This is a genomic window from Streptomyces sp. NBC_00663, assembly GCF_036226885.1.
In the GTDB taxonomy this organism is placed as follows: domain Bacteria; phylum Actinomycetota; class Actinomycetes; order Streptomycetales; family Streptomycetaceae; genus Streptomyces.
Genome location: NZ_CP109027.1, coordinates 8,555,041 through 8,575,139 on the forward strand (window position 1 = coordinate 8,555,041; position 20,099 = coordinate 8,575,139).

The 20,099-nt window shown below is 71.9% G+C and carries 16 protein-coding genes; 8 read left to right on the top strand and 8 right to left on the bottom strand.

The window, feature by feature from the left end; translation table 11 throughout:
• Positions 1-17 precede the first annotated feature (17 nt).
• Positions 18-1,391 carry an NtaA/DmoA family FMN-dependent monooxygenase gene (locus tag OG866_RS38900; protein ID WP_329342122.1) on the top strand — a complete coding sequence of 458 codons (1,374 nt, stop codon included), beginning with the start codon at positions 18-20 and terminating at the stop codon, positions 1,389-1,391.
• Positions 1,392-1,404: 13 nt separating this feature from the next.
• Here OG866_RS38900 and OG866_RS38905 read toward each other — a convergent pair whose 3' ends face one another.
• The gene (locus OG866_RS38905; protein ID WP_329342124.1) at positions 1,405-1,776 is read right to left on the bottom strand and encodes a hypothetical protein; all 372 of its coding nucleotides are present in this window, start codon (positions 1,774-1,776) and stop codon (positions 1,405-1,407) included.
• Between the two features lie 91 nt (positions 1,777-1,867).
• Here OG866_RS38905 and OG866_RS38910 point away from each other — a divergent pair, with 91 nt between their 5' ends.
• Positions 1,868-2,803 (top strand): helix-turn-helix transcriptional regulator, encoded by a 936-nt coding sequence (locus tag OG866_RS38910; RefSeq protein WP_329342126.1) that lies wholly within the window; start codon positions 1,868-1,870, stop codon positions 2,801-2,803.
• A 22-nt stretch (positions 2,804-2,825) separates the two neighbouring features.
• On the opposite strand, the gene OG866_RS38915 is transcribed toward OG866_RS38910, so the two are convergent.
• Complete coding sequence (locus OG866_RS38915) at positions 2,826-3,074, bottom strand: hypothetical protein (RefSeq protein ID WP_329342128.1); 249 nt, start codon at positions 3,072-3,074, stop codon at positions 2,826-2,828.
• A gap of 180 nt (positions 3,075-3,254) precedes the next feature.
• Positions 3,255-4,340, bottom strand: coding sequence for a beta-glucuronidase AbsR1 (gene absR1, locus OG866_RS38920; protein ID WP_329342129.1), 1,086 nt, complete (start codon positions 4,338-4,340; stop codon positions 3,255-3,257).
• A 97-nt stretch (positions 4,341-4,437) separates the two neighbouring features.
• Here absR1 and OG866_RS38925 point away from each other — a divergent pair, with 97 nt between their 5' ends.
• Complete coding sequence (locus OG866_RS38925; RefSeq protein ID WP_329342130.1) at positions 4,438-6,216, top strand: LuxR family transcriptional regulator AbsR2; 1,779 nt, start codon at positions 4,438-4,440, stop codon at positions 6,214-6,216.
• Positions 6,217-6,291: 75 nt separating this feature from the next.
• On the opposite strand, the gene OG866_RS38930 is transcribed toward OG866_RS38925, so the two are convergent.
• The gene (locus OG866_RS38930) at positions 6,292-8,859 is read right to left on the bottom strand and encodes a CHAT domain-containing protein (protein WP_329344507.1); all 2,568 of its coding nucleotides are present in this window, start codon (positions 8,857-8,859) and stop codon (positions 6,292-6,294) included.
• A gap of 148 nt (positions 8,860-9,007) precedes the next feature.
• Between OG866_RS38930 and OG866_RS38935 the strand changes: the two genes are divergently transcribed.
• The 3 genes from OG866_RS38935 to OG866_RS38945 are packed head-to-tail and all read left to right on the top strand — an operon-like array spanning position 9,008 to position 11,558.
• Positions 9,008-10,438, top strand: coding sequence for a S8/S53 family peptidase (locus tag OG866_RS38935; RefSeq protein ID WP_329342131.1), 1,431 nt, complete (start codon positions 9,008-9,010; stop codon positions 10,436-10,438).
• A gap of 59 nt (positions 10,439-10,497) precedes the next feature.
• Positions 10,498-11,073 carry an RNA polymerase sigma factor gene (locus tag OG866_RS38940; protein ID WP_329342133.1) on the top strand — a complete coding sequence of 192 codons (576 nt, stop codon included), beginning with the start codon at positions 10,498-10,500 and terminating at the stop codon, positions 11,071-11,073.
• An 8-nt stretch (positions 11,074-11,081) separates the two neighbouring features.
• Positions 11,082-11,558 (top strand): hypothetical protein, encoded by a 477-nt coding sequence (locus tag OG866_RS38945; protein ID WP_329344508.1) that lies wholly within the window; start codon positions 11,082-11,084, stop codon positions 11,556-11,558.
• Between the two features lie 19 nt (positions 11,559-11,577).
• On the opposite strand, the gene OG866_RS38950 is transcribed toward OG866_RS38945, so the two are convergent.
• The 3 genes from OG866_RS38950 to OG866_RS38960 all read right to left on the bottom strand — a co-directional run bounded on the left by OG866_RS38950 (position 11,578) and on the right by OG866_RS38960 (position 16,105).
• The gene (locus OG866_RS38950) at positions 11,578-12,795 is read right to left on the bottom strand and encodes a cytochrome P450 (RefSeq protein WP_329342134.1); all 1,218 of its coding nucleotides are present in this window, start codon (positions 12,793-12,795) and stop codon (positions 11,578-11,580) included.
• 58 nt (positions 12,796-12,853) lie between these two features.
• Positions 12,854-13,642 (bottom strand): N-formylglutamate amidohydrolase, encoded by a 789-nt coding sequence (locus OG866_RS38955; RefSeq protein WP_329342136.1) that lies wholly within the window; start codon positions 13,640-13,642, stop codon positions 12,854-12,856.
• A gap of 243 nt (positions 13,643-13,885) precedes the next feature.
• Positions 13,886-16,105, bottom strand: coding sequence for an NADP-dependent isocitrate dehydrogenase (locus tag OG866_RS38960; RefSeq protein ID WP_329342137.1), 2,220 nt, complete (start codon positions 16,103-16,105; stop codon positions 13,886-13,888).
• Between the two features lie 207 nt (positions 16,106-16,312).
• Here OG866_RS38960 and OG866_RS38965 point away from each other — a divergent pair, with 207 nt between their 5' ends.
• Together OG866_RS38965 and OG866_RS38970 are read left to right on the top strand one after the other, a co-directional pair.
• Positions 16,313-17,848, top strand: a complete 1,536-nt coding sequence (locus OG866_RS38965; RefSeq protein ID WP_329342139.1) for a M1 family metallopeptidase — start codon at positions 16,313-16,315, stop codon at positions 17,846-17,848.
• Between the two features lie 101 nt (positions 17,849-17,949).
• Positions 17,950-19,023 (top strand): preprotein translocase subunit SecD, encoded by a 1,074-nt coding sequence (locus tag OG866_RS38970; protein WP_329342141.1) that lies wholly within the window; start codon positions 17,950-17,952, stop codon positions 19,021-19,023.
• Positions 19,024-19,032: 9 nt separating this feature from the next.
• Here the strand turns inward: OG866_RS38970 and OG866_RS38975 are convergent, their stop codons facing one another.
• The gene (locus OG866_RS38975) at positions 19,033-20,088 is read right to left on the bottom strand and encodes a mechanosensitive ion channel family protein (protein WP_329344509.1); all 1,056 of its coding nucleotides are present in this window, start codon (positions 20,086-20,088) and stop codon (positions 19,033-19,035) included.
• Positions 20,089-20,099 lie beyond the last annotated feature (11 nt).

Genomic DNA, 20,099 nt, shown 5'->3' on the forward strand with positions numbered 1-20,099 from the left:
GGAAGGACCGCACAGCCATGACCAAGCCGCTGAAGCAGATCCATCTGGCCGCCCACTTCCCGGGCGTCAACAACACCACCGTGTGGAGCGACCCCGAGGCCGGCAGTCACATCGAGTTCAGCTCCTTCGCCCACTTCGCCCGCACCGCCGAACGGGCCAAGTTCGACTTCCTGTTCCTCGCCGAGGGTCTCAGGCTCCGCGAACAGGGTGGCCACATATACGACTTGGACGTCGTGGGCCGCCCCGACACCTTCACGATCCTGACCGCGCTCGCCGCCGTCACCGAACACCTCGGGCTGACCGGCACCATCAACTCCACCTTCAACGAGCCCTACGAGGTGGCCCGCCAGTTCGCCAGCCTCGACCACCTCTCCGGCGGCCGCTCCGCCTGGAACGTGGTCACCTCCTGGGACGCCTTCACCGGCGAGAACTTCCGCCGCGGCGGCTTCCTCCCGCAGGACGAGCGCTACTCCCGGGCCAAGGAGTTCCTCGCCACGGCCGGTGAGCTCTTCGACTCCTGGCACGGCGACGAGATCCTGGCCGACCAGGAGACCGGTGTCTTCCTGCGCGACGCGAAGGCCGGATCCTTCGTCCACACCGGCCAACACTTCGACATCCACGGCCAGTTCAACGTCCCTCGCTCCCCGCAGGGCCGTCCGGTGATCTTCCAGGCCGGTGACTCCGAGGAGGGCCGCGAGTTCGCCGCCTCCTCCGCCGACGCCATCTTCAGCCGGTACGCCGCCCTCAAGGAGGGCCAGGCCTTCTACACGGACGTCAAGAACCGCCTCGCCAAGTACGGGCGCGGCCACCGCGACCTGCTCATCCTGCCCGCCGCCACCTTCGCGCTCGGCGACACCGACGCCGAGGCCGAGGAGCTCGCGAGGGAGGTGCGCCGACAGCAGGTCAGCGGGGCCACCGCCCTCAGGCACCTGGAGTTCGTCTGGAACCGGGACCTGTCCTCGTACGACCCGGAGGGCCCGCTGCCCGAGATCGATCCCCTGGTGAGCGACGAGCACATCTCGCGCGGCCGTGCCCAGGTCCGTATGTACCGCGACCCGCTCGCCACCGCCCGCGAGTGGCGCGAACTGGCCGCCGCCAACCAGTGGTCCATCCGCGACCTGGTCATCCACACCGGCAACCGGCAGACCTTCGTCGGCTCCCCGGAGACGGTCGCCAGGACCATCAACGAGTACGTCCAGGCCGACGCGAGCGACGGCTTCATCCTCGTCCCGCACATCACCCCCACCGGCCTCGACGTCTTCGCCGACAAGGTCGTCCCGCTCCTCCAGGAACAGGGCGTCTTCCGCACCGAGTACGAGGGCACGACCCTGCGCGACCACCTCGGCCTCGCCCACCCGGACGACGTGCGGGGTGAGCGGGCGGCCTCGTGAAGGAACGGCGGCATCACTCCCTCCAGTCGAGCTGATGCTCCGGGGTTCCCACGGACCTGCCGTACGCGATCGCCTCGGCGCGGCCTCGCCGGTCGCCGCGTCGATACCGGAACACCCTTCCGGCGAAGACGACGACGTGCTCGTCACCGGCGGTGAAGTCGGCGTACCACCCGTGCGCCGGCTCCAGCGCCGCGGCGAGCGCGTCGGCGATCGACGCCGAGAGAGAGCCGTCCGCCTCCCACTCGACCAGTGTCCACAAGGGCGGTTGACCGGCCGCGGCACTGTCCGAGACATCGAGCCGGCGCACGGCACGGACGCGGAGCCCGGGTGGGGCGAACTCGGCACCGGGGCGGAGGCTCTCGCCGAGAACATAACCGTTGATCATGTGCAGTCTCCTCTGCGGGGTCCGGAGAGAGAGGCTAGGGCCCGATGGCTGACATCCTTTGTCAGTCGTACGGCGATGAGGTGATCGGGAGATGCGAGCGGACCGGCTGCTGTCCCTGCTGCTCGTCCTCCAGGCCCGGGGACGGATGACGGCCCGTCAACTCGCCGCCGAGCTGGAGGTGTCGGTCCGTACCGTCTACCGCGACCTGGAGGCGCTGAGCGCGGCCGGTGTGCCGGTCGTGGCGAGCGGTGGACCGGGTGGCGGGTGTCGGCTGATGGAGGGCTGGCGCAGCCCGCTGCTCGGGATCAGCGCGGAGGAGGCGACGGCGCTCCTCGCGGTGTCGGCGGGCGGGCCGCTGGAGCGGATCGCGCTCGGTGACGCGCTCACCCAGGCGCGGCTGAAGCTGCTGGCCGCGCTGCCCGCGTCCGGCCGCGACGACACGCGTGCCGCGGCGGCCCGTTTCCACCTCGACAGCCAGGCCTGGTTCAAGCCCGCGGAACCGGTGCCGACCCTGCCGGTCCTGGTGGACGCCGTACGAGGAGACCGCCGCCTGCGCCTCACCCATGGGGACCGGACCCGCACCGTGGATCCCCTCGGCCTCGTCGCCAAGGCGGGCGTCTGGTATCTCGTCGTCGCCTCGGACCGGGGCGTCCGCGCTCACCGGGCGGCCAGGATCACCGGCGCCGAGATGCTGTCCGAGTCCTTCCGCCGGCCCTCCGGGTTCGACCTGGCCGACTTCTGGACAGGCTGGACGGCGGAGTTCGAGGCGAGCCTCGATCAACTCCGGGTCACCGTGAGGCTGTCGGACGCGGGGCTCGCCGCGCTCCCCGCGGTGCTGGGCGACACGCGGTCAGCCGCGGGGGCGGTCCCGGACGCGGGAGGCCACCGGCTCGACCTCTGCTTCGACGACGCCCGGGCCGCCTGCCGACGCCTGCTCGGCTTCGGACCGGACGTCGAGGTTCTCGAACCGCCGGAGGTACGGGAGTTGGTGGCCGACACGGCACGCCGCACGGCTGCCCGCTACTGAGGCGGCAAAGCGGGACCGCCCGCTACTGAAGCAGCAGGGCGGCGCCGCCCCAGCACGAGGCCAGGAACGCGGCGAGCAGCGCGGTCGCCAGCGCGTTGCGCCCCTTGGCCGTGGCGACCCGCGCCTCACCGGCGGCCCTGGAGCGACGCATCGCGCCGAGGAAGGACACACAGAACGCGGCACACAGCACCGCGGTGATCGGCAACAGCCAAAGAGTCAGCCGGACGTACTGCTCCAGGTCCGGGACCGTGCTGCCCTCCGTCGCAAGCATGAGCGGATCGTAGACCGCGCCTGTCGCCCCGCGCGACCCCCGAACCACTCCGCCCGAGTTGGCCTGCAACGCCGCCTGGCCGGCCGATCGTCTCCCTCCCCCGAAGGTGACGATCGGCCGGCCATTCCCCCGGCGCCGGACAGTGGTCCAGCCTCGCCCGTGTGCGGCCCGTATGTGCTGTCACCAGCACATGACCGCGGTTTCCCCCGAACCCCACGCGGAGTACAGGCGCACACGGACGAAGTAGCGGCGGCCCTTGACGAGACGGGCCCTGACGGTGGCGTTGTGCGGTGTTCCCCCGTCGTCGTGGCCGCCGAGATAGCGGGGTTCCCCGTCCCGCTCCTCGAAGACCACGACCACGGTGTCGCTGTCGCCGAAGGTGCCCACGCTGTACTCGCGGGTCTCCGGCGGCTCGACGGTGAAGTCCGCCTGCTCGCCCGGGCCGAGCCCGAGCGGCGCCGAGCGGAACGGCATCAGTGCGGGCGGCAGTGTGGGACCGACCGACGGATACCAGCGCTGGACGTACTCCTTGTCGGAGGGTGAGAGCGTGCCGGGCGGGGTCAGACCCGCACGGAACTGCTCCGGCTCCAGGATCAGCCCCGCCGAGAACGGATACTCCATGATCGACTGGTGGTCCCAGGCGGAGCCGCTCACCTCGTTGGGGTCGAGCTTGCGCAGAATGTTGAAGAACGTCTTGTCCCGGGTCCAGAAGTTCGGCGGGCCCGCCAGCTCGGCGTAGACGGCCTCGTCGTCCCAGTGGATCCCGGCGAACGGGTTCTGGTGCTCGTGGTGCATGCCGAGCGCGTGCCCGATCTCGTGCAGGGCCGTCCCGCGCTCCCCCGGCGCGGTCAGGTCCCACCCGAAGTTCATCGTGCGCTCGTGCAGTCCGACCTGGAGCGCGTCCTTGCCCACCGTCGACCAGGAACCGTCGCCGAGCTGGAACCCGATCCGCAGCTCCGCCTCGGAACGGTCGCCGACCTCGGCGAACGTGACCCCGATACCGAGGTCCTGCCACTCCAGGAAGCACTCCCGTACGACGTCCCGCTGCTCCTGCGCGCCGACCCACGACACCCGGCGGGTCGCCCCGCTGCCGGGTACCGCGATCACCGAGGCGTCCGAGTCGCCGTCGAAGAAGTAGTAGTGCAGGACGGTGTTGTTGACCCACTTCCGGCTCCCGCTGATGAGCGCGCTCAGCCGCTCGGCGGTCAACCCCGGTGTGAAGACGGGGGCCGACTGCTGCGCGAGGGAGCAGTAGCGGGAAGCCATGCGCCAAGAGTGCCGTCGGCCCTCGGCGGGCGCCTGAGTCGAAGGCTACTCAAGTCCCCGTGTATCAGGCGTGAGTACTCGCGCTCTTGTAGGTGTGATGACTTGGGAACGGGACGCGAAGACCCTGGAGCTGCCCTGGCCGTTCACCGGCCGGGAGGACGAACTCGAGCTGATCCGCCGCTCGTCGGCCGCAGGTCACCACGGCATCGTGGTCACCGGCCCGGCGGGCTGCGGCAAGACCCGGCTCGTCACGGAAGCCGTCCGCGGCACCGACTGCGCCAGGGTGGCCGGGACGCCCGAGACCCGGCACATCCCGTTCGCCGCGTTCGCCCATCTGCTGCCCGAGACGGTGAACCTGCACCGGGCGGTGCAACTTCTGTCCGCCGTACGGCTGTTGCTGGTCGACGACGCTCATCTGCTCGATGACGCCTCGGCCGCCCTCGTCCACCAGCTCGCCGTGCACGGCCGCACCCGGCTGCTGGTCGTCGCCACCGACGGCGCCCCCGCCCCCGGCGCCGTCTCCCGGCTGTGGACCGGCGAGCTGCTGCCGCGCCTCGCCCTGGAACCGCTGCCCCACGAGGAGACGGCCCAGCTGGCCGCGGCGGGCGTCGGGGGAAGCCTGGAACCGCTCACCGTCAACCGGCTGCACCGGCTGTGCCGCGGCGACCTGCGACTGCTGCGCGAGCTGCTCGGCGCCGTCCGCGAGAGCGGGCTGCTCACCCGGCTGCCCGGGTCGGACGACTGGGCGTGGCGGGGCCCGATGCCGGTCACGACGACCGTGCGGGAACGGACGGCGCGGGTCCTGGAGCGCGCGGACCGCGAGACGCTCGAACTCCTCGCGTTCGCCGAGCCGTTGCCGCGGTCCATGGACGACCTCGACCTGCCCGCCCTCGAACGCCTCGAAGCCGACGGCCTGGTGCACGTCGACGACGACGGTGCCGTACGTCTCGCCCACCCCCTGCACGGCCCGGTGCTGCGGGCCGCGGCCGGCCGGCTGCGGGCGAGGCGGCTGGCGCGCGGGCCGGAGCAGTGCTCGGCGGCCCTGGCGGCGGAGACCGCCGCGCTGGCGGCCAGGATCGAGCGCGCCGACGTACGGGAGACGGACGCGCCCGTGGGGGAGTGGCTCGTCGCGGAGGGACAGCCGGTCCCGGCGCGGTACGCGGCCGTCCGGGCGAGGTTCGCCCGGCTGCGCGGAGAGCTGCGGGAGGCGGCGGCCTGGGCGAGGGAGGGACTGCGGGAGACGGCGGGCGACCCGTCCTGCCGTGCCGAACTCGCCCTGGCGGCCGCGCAGTCGGGAGAGACGACCGGCCTCGACGGCGATGCCGGCGGCCCGGTCGCGGCCTGGCTGGCGGCGGCGCGCGGCGACGTCGACACCGCGCTGGAAACGGTCACCGACGCCTACGACGCCGTACGCCTCGGAGCTCCCCACGCGCGGCCGGGCACCGGGGTGTTCGCCCTGCACGCCGACGCGCTCGCCCGGAACGACGGGCCGGCGCTGGACCGGGCCGCCGAGCGGCTGGAGGAGCGCGGGTTCCTGCTGTTCGCCGCCGAGGCGCACGCACAGGCCGTCCGCGCCCACCGCGACCCGCGCGCCGCCCGCACCTCACGCACCCGGGCCGTCGCCCTCGCCCGCCGCTGCCAAGGGGCCCGCACCCCGGCCCTGTCCGGACTGGTCCTCGGCGAACTCACCGCACGCCAACGGCAGATCGTCACACTCGCCGCCGCCGGACTCAGCAACCGGCAGATCGCGGAGAAGCTGACGCTGTCCATCCGCACCGTCGGCAACCACCTCTACAGCGCGTACGCCCGCCTCGGTGCGAACGACCGCGGAGCGCTGCCGTGGCTGGTGGAACTGCCCGCCGCACAGCCGGCCTGAGCCGGCCCATCGACCGGCGGTCTGACCCCCGTAATCGGGGGAGGGGTCAGGCCGCCGCCCTGACCGGCACCGCGCTCACGCCGCGCCGAACGCCGAGAACGCCCACCCCGTCGCCTGGTGCGTCGCATCCCCCGGCAGTGCCGCACGCGCGTCGCGCAGCGCCTCGGCCAGGGACAGGCCGGTGCTCAGCGCCTTGTGCAGGGCGAGCATCAGCGGGACCACCGCCGCGTCGTTGACCGGCGCGGTGCACGCCACCACGCCCGCCGTGCCCAGCGGCAGCAGCGCGGTGACCAGGCCGAGCAGCTCGTCCGCGCCGACCGAGGCGAACCGGGCGGTGTCGCAGCAGGACAGGATGATCCGGTACGGGCTGCGGTCGAGGCGCTCGAAGTCGTGCACGACGATCGGCCCGTCGGCCATCCGCAGCGAGGAGAACAGCGGGCTGTCGGCGCGGAAGGTGCCGTGCGCGGCGATGTGCGCCAGCGCGGCTCCGTCGAGCTCCGTCAACACCCGTGGCACCCGCGCCTCGTCCTCCTCCAGGACGGTCGACCCGCCGTACCGGCCCGCCAGTTCGGGCACTTCGGCGCCCTCGGTCGCCAACCCCGGCCCACGGACCAGCACATGGCGGCCCCCGGGCGGCGGTTCGGTCTCGCGGGCCCGCAGCCAGCTGCTCGCCGACGGCGACACACTGAGCACCCGCTCCCGCAGCGACGGCAGCAGCGCCCACGGCACCCGGTGCAGCCGGCCCGGCGGTACGACGACGACCGGCCCGGAGCCGAGGTGGGCCGCGGCCGGACCGAGCAGCAGCTCCTCCAGACGCCGCCCCGCCGCCTCCACCACCGGCAGCCGCCCCTCCGCCCCCGGATGCGCCAGCCGGCGCAGCCCGGCCTGCACATGCTCGGCCTCGGTCTCCGCCTCGTGCAGCAGCCCGGCCTCGAACCGCCGCACTCGTCCCTGCCCGCACAGCAGTACCTGAACACGCCCGTCGAGCACCGCCAGTTCGACCAGGCGTACGTCATCACCCAGCCGCTCCAGCAGCCGGCCCGGTTCGAAGCGGCTGCCGTCGCCGGGGTTGTCCCCGCGGATGTGCAGGGTGCGGGCGCGGATCTCCCGTTCCAGGCGCCGCTGTTCGCGCTCCAGTACAGGCAGCGGACGGCCCTCCCTGCGGGCGGCCTCCGCGCGGGCCGCGATCTCCCGGAACGCCGTCAGATCGCTCAGCAGCGCCGGGTCGTCGGGCGGGCGGGTCGGCGGCGCGGAGAGAGCGGTGGCCCGCCAGCGTTCGCTCCACACCAGCAGCCGGCGCGGGTTGCCGGAGTCCAGGCTCGCCCGCTGCGCCAACGCGGCCAGTTCCGCGCCCTGTTCGGTGGCCCGGGCCCTGAGCTCCGAGGCGCCCAGCGTCATCCGGTGGTCGTCGAGGACGTCCAGGCCACGTCGGCACGCCTCCAGGATGCCCCGCCCCGACCCGGCCGCCCGGGCCCGCAGCGCCTGCGCCGCCCAGCCGGTCATCCGCGCCAGCGGAGGGCCGCTGTGCCGGCTGCGGGCGGCGATCGCCAGATGCCGTTCGGCATCCTCCGTCCAGCCCAGCCCCAGTGCGATCCGCCCCGCCAGCAGCGAGGCCTCGGGCGCGGCCGGCGCCCCGAACCCGGCCAGGCGCTCGGCGACTTCGGCCGCGTCGGCCACCAGCCGCCCCGAACCGCGTCCGGCGGCCAGCCGCGCCTCGACCAGCACCAGCCGGGCATGCGTCTCCCACCAGGACCGCCGCTGCGCGGCGAACAGCCGCACCGCGAGCGCCGCCCGCGCGATCGCGGTGTGCGGATCGCCCGCCCGCCGCGCGGCCCGCGCCGCCGCCAGCAGCAGCTCCGCCTTGAGGGTGGACTGTCCGCCGATCCCGTCCAGCACGGCGATCGCCGCGTCCGCCTCCGCCAGCGCCTCCGGCGCGAGACCGGCCGCCATCAGCACCTCGCAGCGCCGGATGTACCACATGAACGACGGCGTGCCGAGCTTGGCGTACCGCTCCCCGGCCTCGTCGAACAGGCGCAGCGCCGCCGGGATGTCGCCGGACCGGAACGCGGCGAGCCCCCGGCTCTCCACCCCGTCCGCCTTGTCGTGCTCCTGGCCCGTGGTGTCGAACAGCGTCTCGGCCGCCGCGAAGTCCGCCTCGGCCCGCTCCACCGCGCCGACCGCCAGATGCACGGTCGCGCGCAGCGTCAGCGCCCGCGCGGTCCAGATCACGTCGTCCACCTGGCGCAGCACGGGAATCGCCCGGCGTACGTCCTCCAGCGCCTCCCGGTGCCGGCCGAGCACCCACGAGGCGTAGGCCCGCCTGAACAGCACCCGGGCGCGGGTGTGCCCGCTGCTCACCGCGACCCCGCGCTCCAGCGCGTCCAGGCCCTGCCGGGTACGCCCCGCGGTCACGAGCGCCACGCCGAGCGCGGCCAGCACATCGGCCTCGCGGTCGGCGGACTCGGCGCGTACGGCGAGGTCGCGGGCGCGCCGCAGATGGTGCAGCGCGATCTTCATGTCGCCCCAGTCGCGCTGCCAGATACCGATCACCTGATGGGCGACGGAGGCATGCAGCGGTGAGGGATCGGAGCCGATTACCTCCTCTGCCCTCGCCAGCGCCTGCTTGGGGGCGGCGAACACCATGGGCAGCAGTTCGAGAACCGTGTCGCTTCCCGCCATCACTCAACGGATGGTAGTGCTCCGGGTCGTACGGCACACAGGGGTGGCGCTGTATCAATCGGCGGACCCGAGACTCTGACTGACGACCACCGCTCAAGTGGGAGGACACGCCATGGCACCTCAGCGATTCCCGGAGCAGTTCGACCAGATCCAGCGATCGATGCCCGACGTCCCCCTCGCGATGGGACCGGACGACGCGGCCGAGTTCATCTATGAGAAGGGTGTGGTCCTCGCGAGGGACGGTGAGGAGGCGGCGCTCGTCGAGAACGCCGTGCGCGACCACTTCACCGCGGCGACCGGTCTCAGCGGCGACCAGGTGCGCCGCGCGGGGCCGCAGACCAACCGCTCGGGCATCACCCGTATCCAGGTCGGCGACCCCGGCCACGGCGACCGGCGCGCCGACCGGGCCGTCGCCAACGCCCTGCGGGCCATGCGCGAACCGGAGGGACGCGCCGGACGCCGGCTGGTCAGCCGCAACCACGTGGTGTCCATCGCCGTCAACTCCTGTCCCGGCGACGAACCCGTGCCCGCCCCGCTCACCGGCGGCACCAACCCGGCGCCCGCGGAGGCCGGTTACGACGCCGACACCGCGGTCGGCGTCCTCGTCATCGACAACGGCCTCACCCACGACCACACGCTGGTTCCGCTCCTGACGCACGTCCAGGGCGACCTGCACGGCACCGAGACCGACGACCAGGGCAACCTGAAGATCTACCTCGGGCACGGCACGTTCATCGCGGGCATCCTCGCGTCCGTCGCGCCCAACACGGACATCACCGTGCGCAACACCCTCAACGACGCCGGTGCCATCCTCGAATCCGACTTCGGCGAGGCCCTGTTCGCCGCCGTCGACCGCGACGGCTGGCCCGACATCATCAGCCTCTCCGCGGGCACCTCCAACGGCCGCACCGACGGTCTGCTCGGCGTGGACGCCTTTATGCAGGAACTGCGGCAGCAGCGCACCCTGTTGGTCGCCGCGGCCGGCAACAACGCCAGCGCGACCCCCTTCTGGCCCGCCGCCTACGCCTCCCTGCCCGACTACGCGAGCAGCGTCCTGTCGATCGGCGCCCTGCGCACCGACGGCGACCACGGCGCCTGCTTCAGCAACCACGGCTCGTGGGTCAACGCCTACGCCCCCGGCGAGCGCCTCACCAGCACCCTCACCGGTTTCGACGCACCCATCCCGTACGTCTACCAGCACTCCACCTACGACGCCTGCCGCTTCAACTTCACCTACCTCTGCACCTGCCAACACCCCCGCCACAGCGGCGTGTTGAGCGACGACGGCAGTTCCGCCAAGCCGGACCAGGTGATGTTCGACGGCTACGCGCACTGGAGCGGCACCTCCTTCGCCACCCCGGCCGCCGCCGCCCTGGTCGCCGCCCACATGACCGCCCACAAGGAGACCGACCCGCGCGCCGCCCGCCGGCAACTGCTGGCCGCCAACACCGAGTTCGCGGAAGTGCGCGGGGCGCACGTGCCGGCGCTCATACCGCCCACCTGGCGCCAGGGGACGGTCGTACAGCTCTCTCCCGGGGCATGAGGGCCGAACTCGCCCCCTCCACGGCGTACGATGACTTGCCGTACACGAGGGGTGGGGCCGTGGACCGAGCAGATGTCGGCGCGCTGGTCCAGTCCGCCGTCGACGGCGACGCGGCGGCCTGGAAGGCGCTCGTGGAAGGGCTGAGCCCACTGGTGTGGTCCGTCGTGCGCGCACACCGGCTGAGCGACGCCGACGCGCACGAGGTGTACCAGACGGTGTGGTTCCGCTTCGCTCAGCACCTGGGCCGGATCCGGGAACCGCAGAAGGCCGGATCGTGGCTGGCCAGCACCGCGCGGCACGAATGCCTGAAGGTGCTCAAGAGCTTACGGCGACTGACACCCACCGACGATCCGCAACTGCTCGACCGGGTCAGCGAGGACCGTACGCCGGAGCAGTCCCTCCTCGACTCCGAGGAGGCGGCCGTGCAGAGCGAACGCATCCGCCATCTGTGGCAGGAGTTCGAGGAACTCGGCGACCGGTGCCGGCAGTTGCTGCGCATCCTGATGGCCTCGCCGCCGCCCAGTTACCAGGAGGTGTCCGCCGCGCTGGGCATCGCCGTGGGCAGCATCGGACCACTGCGCCAGCGCTGTCTGCGCCGGCTGCGGGCCCGACTCGAAGCGCGGGGAGCGGTATGAGGGACGAGATGAACGACGACGACACGTTCGACGAGGACCACGACGGCCTGGACACCGACGCGGACCTGCTGGAGGAGGAACTCCGCAGGGCCGCCGGCATCCTCGACCCGGTGCCGGCCCAGCTGCGGCAGATCGCCGTGGAGGCCTATGCCCTGCACGACCTCGACTCCCGGATCGCGGAGCTGACCTTCGACTCGGTGGTGGACGCCATCCCCGTCAGGGGAGCCACGGACGTAGCGCGGATGCTGACCTTCCGCGCCGGCGAGGTCACCGTGGACGTGGAGGTCACCGGGGAGGGACTGCTGGGGCAGGTGTTGCCGCCCCAGGAGGCGTTGATCGAGGTGCTCAGCGGGCCGCAGGCCGGCGCCCCGCTGACCACCGACGACATGGGACGCTTCACCTACGGCGCACCCCCCACCGGTCCTTTCGCGCTGCGGCTGCGGACCGGCAGGGAGGCGATCGTCACCGACTGGCTGACGGTCTGAGCCGGCCGCGTCTCCTGAGTCAGTCCCAGGTCACGGGCAGGGACTGCGGCCCGCGGATCATCGTCTTCCGGCGCCAGGCCACCTGGTCGGCCGGGACCGCGAGCCGCAGCCCCGGCAGCCGGTCCAGGAGCGTGCCCACCATGAGCTCGATCTGGAGACGCGCCAGCACCGCGCCCGTGCAGTAGTGCGAGCCGTTGCCGAAGGACAGGTGCGGGTTGGGGTCCCGGTCGAGGTCGATGCGGTCCGGGTCGGGGAAGACGTCCGGATCGCGGTTGGCGGCCAGATAGGAGACGTACACCGGATCGCCCGCGCGGATCCGCTGCCCGCCCAGTTCGACGTCCTCCAGGGCGATCCGGGCGAGCCCGACCGCGGTGCGGTGCGGGACATAGCGCATCAGCTCGTCCAAGGCGCCCGCGCGGGCCTCGGGCTGATGCCGCATCCGCTCCATCAGCTCGGGGCGGGTCAGCAACAGGTACAGCGTCTGCCCGCAGTTGTGGGTGACCGCCTCACCGCCGATCTGCAACGGCGCGGCGAGGCCGACCGCCTCCGCCTCGCTGATCTCACCCCGCCGCAGCGCCGCGCCGATCAGCGAGTACACGTCCTCACCGTCGCTGTGGGCGCGGGCCCCGACGGTGTCCGCGATCCAGCCGAACATGCCCTTCTTGGCCTCGGCGGAGGCCTCGGCCCCGCCCTTCGTGGAGACGATCTGCGCCGCCCAGGCGTGCATCCGGGGCCGGTCGGCGGCGGGCACCCCCATGACCTCGCAGATCAGGGTCACCGGGAAGGGTTCGAGCACGCGCTCGACGAGATCGGCGGGCGGGCCGTCCCGCAGGAGCCCCGCCACCAGCGGGTCGAGGAGCTCCTGCGCGCGAGGTCGCAGCCGTTTCATCGCGCTCACCGTGAACGCGCTCGCCACGGCCTTGCGCAGCCGGTTGTGGTCGGGCTGGTCGGCCCAGGCGGGGGAGCCCGGCCGCGGAGCGAAGTGCGGGGCGAGCCGGGTCACCTGACGGTCCATCCCCGCGGTACGGCTGAACCGCGGATCGTTGGTGATCAGCCTGACGTCCTCGTAGCGGGTGGCCAGCCATGCCCACCCCTCCCCGAACGGCAGCCGGATCCGGGTCAGCGGCCCCTCCCGCATCAGCTCCGCCAGCACCGGGTCGAACTCCGTCCCGGCCAGGTCGTGGGCGGGCCAGTCCCGTACGGGAGGGCCGGTGAGCGTGGTGGTCTCCTCGGTCATGCCCTCCACCCTCGCCGCGTGACGGCCGGGTGTCGCGCGGAAGTGCTCCAGCCGGAGGTCAGCGGGACACGGCGTCGACGAACGTCGCGACCGCCGAGGCCAGCCGCCCCAGCCCGGGTCCGGCGGCCCCGCCCGGCTCCTTCATGTACGTGTCCCGCCGGATCTCCACCATCAACGCGGACACCCGCGCATCACGGCCGTAGAACTCCAACGGCACGTACGTCCCGCCGAACGGACTGTCCACCCCGGTCTCCCCGAAGGCATCGCGAGCGGCGGCGAGCAGCTCCGGCGGGGTGTGGAAGGAGTCGGTGCCGAGACAGACGGGCGGTCGCGGGCCCTCGCCGTGCAGCTCGTAGGGCAGCGCCTCACTGGGATACGAGTGCACATCGACGATCACGGCCCGTCCGACGGCGGCCAGCCGCCCGGCGACAGCCTCGGCCATGGCCTGTGCGTACGGCCGGAAGTAGCGCGCGAGCAGCGGCTCGGGGTCGGTGTCCGCGGGCCGCAGCACCTTCCGGTGCGTGGTCCGTGTGTATACGGCGCCCATCCCGACGGCGAGCATCTCCTCCCGCTCGTCCGGGAACCGCTCCGGGTCGACGACCAGCCGCGACAGCCGGTTCACGAACCGCCACGGCGTCACCGCCGACAGCCCGGCCGCCCGCTCGGCCAGCTCAGCGGTGTGCGCGTCGACGATGTGGTCGAGTTCGCGCTCAAGTGCGGAGTCGTCCAGGACGATGTCCGCGCGCACCTCGGCCGGTATCTCCCGCGCGGAGTGCGGCACATGCAGGATCACGGGGGACTCCGCGGCCCCCGGCACCAGCTCGAAGGACGGTACGACGGAGGTCATGCGGCAGCTCCCGCGGCGTTGTCAGTGGTGTGGTGCACGATCACAGCATGACGACCGGCAAGGACCAGGTGCCGGACCGGGGCAGGGGAGCCTGGTGGCGCTGTGCGAGCGCCGTGCGCGGAGCGTCCCTCTGAGATCACGACGCCGGAGTGAGGGAAGCCGGAGTGGTGGACGCCGCACCGAACGCCCCCGCCCCGGCCGGGCAGTTGCCGACCGGGGCGGGAGTCGTCTGTGAGGTGTGCGTCAGCTCAGGGACGCCAGGGCCTCGTTCCACGTGCTGGACGGGCGCATGATCGCGGCGGCCTTGGCCGGGTCGGGCTGGTAGTAGCCGCCGATGTCGGCCGGCTTGCCCTGGACGGCGTTCAGCTCGTCGACGATCTTCTGCTCGTTCGAGGCGAGGGTCTCGGCGAGCGGGGCGAAGGCCTTCGCCAGGTCGGCGTCCTCGGTCTGCGCGGCCAGCTCCTGCGCCCAGTACAGGGACAGGAAGAAGTGGCTGCCGCGGTTGTCGATGCCGCCGACGCGACGGGTCGGGGACTTGTCCTCGTTGAGGAAGGTCGCCGTGGCGCGGTCCAGGGTGTCGGCGAGGACCTTGGCCTTGGGGTTGTTCGTGGCCGTGGCGTATTGCTCCAGGGACGGGACCAGCGCGAAGAACTCACCGAGGGAGTCCCAGCGCAGGTAGTCCTCCTTGACCAGCTGCTGGACGTGCTTCGGCGCGGAGCCGCCGGCGCCCGTCTCGAACAGGCCGCCGCCCGCCATCAGCGGGACGACCGACAGCATCTTGGCGCTGGTGCCCAGCTCCAGGATCGGGAAGAGGTCGGTGAGGTAGTCACGCAGCACGTTGCCGGTCACTGAGATGGTGTCCTCACCGCGGCGGATGCGCTCCACCGACAGCTTGGTCGCCTCGACCGGGTTGAGGATCCGGATGTCCAGGCCCTCGGTGTCGTGCTCCGCGAGGTAGGTGTTGACCTTGGCGATCAGGTTGGCGTCGTGCGCGCGGGTCTCGTCCAGCCAGAACACGGCCGGGTTGCCGGTGGCGCGGGCGCGGGTGACGGCCAGCTTCACCCAGTCGCGGATCGGCGCGTCCTTGGTCTGGCAGGCGCGGAAGATGTCGCCGGCGGAGACCGTCTGCTCGATGACGGCGTTGCCGTTCTGGTCGACGAGGCGGACCGTGCCGGTCGTCCGGATCTCGAAGGTCTTGTCGTGCGAGCCGTATTCCTCGGCCTTCTGCGCCATCAGGCCGACGTTCGGCACCGAGCCCATGGTCGAGGGGTCGTACGCGCCGTTGGCACGGCAGTCCTCGATCACGGCCTGGTAGACACCGGCGTACGACGAGTCCGGCAGGACCGCGAGGGTGTCGGCCTCCTGGCCGTCCGGGCCCCACATGTGACCGGAGGTGCGGATCATCGCCGGCATCGAGGCGTCGACGATGACGTCGGACGGCACGTGCAGGTTGGTGATGCCCTTGTCGGAGTCGACCATCGCCAGGGCCGGGCCCTCGGCGAGCTCGGCGTCGAAGGACGCCTTGATCTCGGCACCCTCGGGCAGCGACTCCAGGCCCTTGTAGATGCCGCCCAGACCGTCGTTCGGGGTCAGGCCGGCCGCGGCGAGCGTCTGGCCGTACTGCGCGAAGGTCTTCGGGAAGAACGCGCGCACCACGTGACCGAAGATGATCGGGTCCGAGACCTTCATCATCGTGGCCTTGAGGTGCACGGAGAACAGCACGTCCTCGGCCTTGGCGCGGGCGATCTGCGCGGTGAGGAACTCCCGCAGCGGGGCCACGTGCAGCACCGAGGCGTCGACGACCTCGCCCTCGAGGACCGGTACCGACTCGCGCAGCACGGTGGTGGAGCCGTCGTCGCCGACCAGCTCGATCCGCAGCGAGCCGGCCTCGGAGATCACGACGGACTTCTCGGTGGAGCGGAAGTCGTCCACGCCCATGGTCGCGACGTTGGTCTTCGACTCCGACGACCAGGCGCCCATGCGGTGCGGGTGGGTCTTGGCGTAGTTCTTGACCGAGGCGGGGGCGCGCCGGTCGGAGTTGCCCTCACGCAGGACCGGGTTGACCGCGGAGCCCTTGACCTTGTCGTAGCGGGCCTGGACGTCCCGCTCCTCGTCGGTCTTCGGGGCGTCCGGGTAGTCCGGCAGCGCGTAGCCCTGCGCCTGAAGCTCGGCGATCGCGGCCTTGAGCTGCGGGATCGACGCCGAGATGTTCGGCAGCTTGATGATGTTGGCCTCGGGCGTCTTCGCCAGTTCGCCCAGCTCGTGCAGGGCGTCCGGGATGCGCTGGTCCTCGGTCAGGTACTCCGGGAACACCGCGATGATGCGCCCGGCCAGCGAGATGTCCCGCGTCTCCACGGCGACACCCGCCTGCGAGGCGTACGCCTGGACCACCGGCAGGAAGGAATACGTCGCCAGGGCCGGGGCCTCGTCAGTGTGCGTATAGATGATGGTCGAGTCAGTCACCGGGTGCTCCGCTCCACGTCTGCAACATTGCTCGACATCAAGATATCTCGTGATCGAGCCCGGCTCGACAGGGGTCCTCGCACACGCTCTCGGATTTGGTCCGCCCTCGCATGCAACCCGAGCACCCGATCTTGGAGTGAAGGAGGGTGATCACACTCATCCGACGGCCGGAACCGACCACCCCGGCCGCCCGAGCGAAAGCGGACCATGAGATATCGCACCAGAGTGACGGCACCCGCCGCCCTGATCGGTACGGCCGCGGCACTGACCATCGGGGGAGTCCCGGCGCAGGCCGCCACCGCGAGCGGCGTCCCCGGCGCGGAGACCCTGGGGGACCCCGTCTACCCGGGCCTCGGCAATGACGGCTACCGCGTGTCGGCCTACCACCTCGACCTGGCCTACGACGCCGCGACCAAGCTGGTCGACGCCACCGCCACCCTGCGGATCACCACCACCGAGGCCCTGACCCGCTTCTCCCTGGACGCGCTCGGCCTCGACATACGCACCGTGACCGTGGCGGGGAGGACGGCGACCTTCGAGCAGGCCGACGAGAAGCTGCGGATCACGCCCGCCCGCTGCCTGCCGCCCCGGCGCCGGGTCACCGTCACCGTGACCTACTCCGCCGATCCGCGCCGCACCCTCGCGCACACCGCCTGGGTGCCCACGCCGGACGGTTTCGCCATCTGCCCGCAGCCGAACTCGGCGCACACCGTCTTCCCGTGCAACGACCACCCTGTGGACAAGGCGGACTTCACCTTCCGCATCACCGTCCCCACGGGTCTCAAGGGCGTCGCGAGCGGCTCCCTGACGGGCACCGAGGACCTGGGCGACGGCCGGACCGCGTACAGCTACCGCTCCCGTGAGCCGATAGCCACCGAGCTGGTCCAGGTCACGGTCGGCGACTACGTCGTCAAGGACCGCCAGGGCCCGAACGGACTGCCGCTGCGTGATGTCGTCCCCACCGCCCGCGCCGAGGCCCTGGAGCCCGCCCTCGGCCTCACCCCCAACCTGGTGAGCTGGATCGAACAGCGGCTGGGCGCCTACCCGTTCGAGACGTACGGCCTGCTGCCGTGCAACAACGACTCCTCGACGGCCTTCGACTTCACGGGCCTGGAGACCCAGACCCTGACCCTCTACAAGCCGAACTACCTCCTCCAGGCCGAGCCGAAGATCGGCTCGCACATGATGCACGAGCTGGTCCACTCCTACTTCGGCAACAGCGTCAGCCCCGCCACCTGGGCCGACCTGTGGATCAACGAGGGCCACGCCGACTTCTACGGATTGCTCTACCGCTATGAGCGCGGCTGGGCCGACTCGATCGGCCTGACCACCATGGAAGCCCGGATGAAGGACACCTACGCCAAGGGTGACCAGTGGCGCCAGAGCTCGGGCCCGGTCGCCGCCCCGAACGAGGCCAACCTCTTCGACTCCCAGCGCTACCTCGGCGGCGTCCTCGTCCTGTACGCGCTGCGCCAGCAGGTCGGCGAGACGGTCTTCGCCACCGTCGAGCGCACCTTCCTGGACCGCTTCCGCAACTCCTCGGCGTCCACCGACGACTACATCGCCGTCGCCTCCGAGGTCTCCGGCTCGGACCAGTCCGGCTTCCTGCGGGACTGGCTCTACGGCACGAAGACCCCGCGCATGCCCGGCCACCCGGACTGGACGGTGACGCCGGTGAGCTCGTCGCTGCGCCGGCCGCAGAGCCGGCCGAGCGGTCACCACGACAACTCGGCCACGCTCTGAGGCGCGTATAGCACGGGGCGTCCCGGTTGGGGTGGGTTCGTGTCAACATAAAGGTCCTGGGGGCGAGTTGGTGCCACGGTGAGGCATCGATCGGGGGACCCATGGAAGACGACACGGCGGTCAGCCCGCCTGCCGACGGCGGCGACACCCCGACGGCGTGCGTGCCGACGGAGAAGGTGACGACCCGGGTGACGGTCACGGCGACCGGCACCCGGGAATTTTCGGCGGCACCTCCCACGCCGGTGGCCCGCGCGGACCTCGTCGACGCGAGCGCCCTCGGGGATCGGATGGCCATGGAGAGGCGTGGAGCCTGGCGTGCGCTCGTCGTGGCGGGTGCGCTGGTCATGGTCCTCGGTGGCTGCGGCGGACCGGACGGGCGGGCCTCGGCGGCGAGATCGCCGAGCGGGGACGCGGAAACCGGTGCGCGCGGTGGCGCCCCGCGGTCACCCACGCCCGCGCCCACGTCCTCGGCGCAGGCGAAGGTCTTCAGCACGTTCCGCCCCGTGGAGCCGCGGGACGCGCGAGCGCTGGAGGAGACCGCCGAGCTGATGCGGCAGCGGGCGGTGGACGCGGGTCTGACAGGGGCCGACGTCCAGGTCGCGGGGGAGGGGTCGGCCGCGACGATCACGGTCTCGGGCCCATGGAGCCGGCAGGAAGGGCTCAGGACGCTGGGCCGGACGGCACAGCTGGACTTTTGGCCCGTACGGGCCACCGCGGCGCTCGGGGAATCGGCCTGTCCGCGACCCGACGCGACGGCCTCGCCGGACGAACCGCTGACCGCCTGCGAGAAGAAGGACGGCGGCCACGCCACGTACTCCCTCGACACCGTCGCGGTCCCCGGCACCGACGTGGCCGACGCGGAGGCGGTCAACGACGAACAGACGCGACACGGCTGGCTCGTCCGGCTCCGGTTCACCGCCGCCGGAGCCGAGAGGTTCGCGGCTGTCACCGGACGGCTCGCCCAACAGCAGAGCCCCGCCAACCAGTTCGCGATCGTCCTCGACGGGACCGTGCTGTCTGCCCCGTCCGTCAGCCAGGCGATCACCGGCGGAAAAGCGGAGATCTACGGCTCCTTCACCGAGGCGTCGGCACGCGAACTCGCCGCCCAACTGCGCACCGGCGCCCTTCCGGTACGCCTCACGGAGCAGAGCGTCACTCGGCTGCCGCCGGGCTGACGGCACCCGCTACGGCGTCATGTCGAGCGCGTCCCGCTGCTGCGGGATCACCACCGCGCCCTGCTGGAGGGAGACCGTCCGCGTCGGCGCCGGGACCCTGATGCCCTCCTGGCGGTAGCGCTTGTGGAGCTGCTTGATGAACTCGTGCTTGATCCGGAACTGGTCGCTGAACTCGCCGACCCCGAGGATCACCGTGAAGCCGATCCGGGAGTCGCCGAACGTGTGGAAACGCACCAGCGGTTCGTGCTCCGGGACGGCGCCCTCGATCCGCGTCATCACCTCGGTGACGACCTCGCAGGTGACCCGCTCGACATGCTCCAGATCGCTGTCGTAGGCCACACCGACCTGGACCAGGATCGTCAACTGCTGCTCGGGGCGCATGAAGTTGGTCATGTTCGACTTGGCGAGCTCCCCGTTGGGGATCACGATCAGGTTGTTGGAGAGCGCGCGCACGGTCGTCTGACGCCAGTTGATGTCCTCGACGTAGCCCTCCTCGCCGCTGCTCAGCCGAATGTAGTCGCCGGGCTGGACGGTCTTGGAGGCGAGGATGTGGACGCCCGCGAAGAGATTGGCGAGGGTGTCCTGGAGCGCGAGGGCGACCGCCAGACCGCCGACGCCGAGGGCGGTGAGCATCGGCGCTATCGAGATGCCCAGCGTCTGGAGCACCACCAGGAAACCGATCGCCAGGACCAATACCCGGGTGATGTTCACGAAGATCGTGGCCGAGCCCGCGACCCCGGAACGGGACTGGGTGACCGTCCGCACCAGACCGGCGACAAGACGGGCCGCCGCCATCGTGACCACGAAGATCATCAGCACGGTCAGCACCTGGTTGGTGTTGCGCTGGTATCCCGAGCGCAGCGGCAGGGCCGCCGCCGCGATGGCGACACCGCCCACCACCGCACCCCACGGCACCACCGTCCGCAGCGCGGCCACGATGACGTCGTCACCGGTCCACTTGGTGCGGTCGGCGTGCTTGCCCAGCCACTTGAGCAGCATGCGCAGCAGGAACGCCGCCAGCAAGCCCGCGACCACGGGGATGCCGGCGACGACCAGGTCGTCCATGGTGAGATCCC